The following is a 1,529-nucleotide window of genomic DNA, read 5'->3' as shown; positions in this document are numbered from 1 at the left end:
GCCGCAGCTGAACCCAGCACGCTCACCGACCCGATGCCGGCAATGGCGGCGCCGAAAGCGGCTACCCGTCTGGCCTTGAGGGATATAGTCATTCGGTTTTCACTCCTCAATCATTTATCAGTGATCATTTATCAGTGTTCTGACCACAAGGACTGTGCGGCAACGCGGGCGGGTTGTTCATCTGCTCAGTTGGCGCTGGACTTGGACAGGTAGTCGGGGCAGTAGACGCTCGACGCAATCACGGTGAACCTGGTCGAGCCGGCAAGGCCGAATCCTGGGTTCAGAGTCATCACCTTTTTGATGACGGCGATTTCCTTCTGGCCTGAATCCATCATGTTGCACGCCGTATGGGCGGCTGCCACGGCGGCAGGTCCGTTGGTATAGGTGATGCCCGCTTGGGTGAGCTGGCTCAGAAAGCTACTGTCAGTACCCGGGTCGATGCTGCTGGGCTCGGCTTGCGCCGGCACCGCCGAGCCGACGGCGGCGGCCAGATTGGCCAATGCGACATTGGCCAATACAATCAGGAATCGCATCGCCCAATCATCCTCCACGACGACGTGGTTGTCCTGTCGACTGCGGTGGCCGAGCCTGGGAGTCAGCGGCGAGTGGGGGGAAGATGACGGCCAGGCATCGGTAGCGACCCGCGGTCCTGCCGGCGAGCTACACGGGCTCAAGGTGAGCGACAAATTGTCGCCGGGCCAGCCGTCGGCGTTGGGTGTCGACAACACCGATGTCACCGACTGCCGAGCCCACTCCGATTGCCGGTGTCGTGGGTTAGCACGACCCGGTTCCGCCCATCCCGCGTGTGCCCAAGGTCCGGGGGCGTCAGCAGTGTCGGTTCCCGTGGATTTCTGCGCCGGAGTGTGCTTCACTGTCGTAACTTTCGCCTCCTCGGCGCACCGTGGTGTGGCTCGTGGAGATGGTACGGAAGGGGGCTCGGGATGGCGGCCCGCCGGCGCAGGGCTTGGGCTGCGGGCGGGTCCGCCGTGGCGACTGCCGCGCTGGCGGTGGCGACGGTACCGGGAGCGCCCGTGGCGCGAGCCGACATTCTGAGCGTGATCGTCGACCCAGTGGTGAACGCCGTCGGCAATGGGTTGACGGGCGTGCTGGACGCGACGGGGCCAGGTGCGGAGTCGTTGACCGCCGATCTCGGTGCCGGCATCGCGGACACGGCCTCGATGGGGGCGACCGTCAACGCGGCGCTGTTCGAGGTCAGCCTCCAACTCGACGTCGCGTTGCATGCCACCAGCCAGGACTACCTGGCAAGTTCGCTGGGTCAGACAGTCGACCCGATCGTCAACGCACCGTCGGTGTACCTGTTCGGGCGCGACCTGGTCGGCGACGGAGTCAACGACTTCTCCGGGACCAACCATTCGCTGCTTGGCAGTTCTGGGCTTTTCGGCAACCTCGGCGACGGCGGTTTCCTGTTCGGAGACGGGGGCGTGGGGGCCGCAGGTGTGGTCGGGGTCGATCACGGCGCTGGTTCGGCGGGCGGTTCGGCGGGTTTGATCGGCGACGGCGGTGCCGGT

General features: G+C 65.3%; 1 protein-coding gene and 1 pseudogene. One reads left to right on the top strand and one right to left on the bottom strand.

All coding sequences use genetic code 11. From position 1 onward, the window contains the following. Positions 1–185 precede the first annotated feature (185 nt). Positions 186–533: a DUF732 domain-containing protein gene (locus AC2VOK_RS04070; RefSeq protein ID WP_428899342.1), complete on the bottom strand. Its 348-nt coding sequence runs from the start codon at positions 531–533 to the stop codon at positions 186–188. Positions 534–1,055: 522 nt separating this feature from the next. On the opposite strand from AC2VOK_RS04070, the pseudogene AC2VOK_RS04065 reads away from it, so the two are divergent. Then, positions 1,056–1,529: pseudogene (locus tag AC2VOK_RS04065) on the top strand (hypothetical protein); the annotation flags it as partial.

Source organism: Mycobacterium sp. TH-M116, assembly GCF_057473685.1.
The sequence above is the reverse complement of the archived record's forward strand: the minus strand, read 5'-3'. Positions and strand labels throughout refer to the sequence as shown.

Excerpts from the sequence above, each read along its gene's own strand:
- AC2VOK_RS04070 (WP_428899342.1), bottom strand. The coding sequence starts at position 533 with ATGCGATTCCTGATTGTATTGGCCAATGTCGCATTGGCCAATCTGGCC.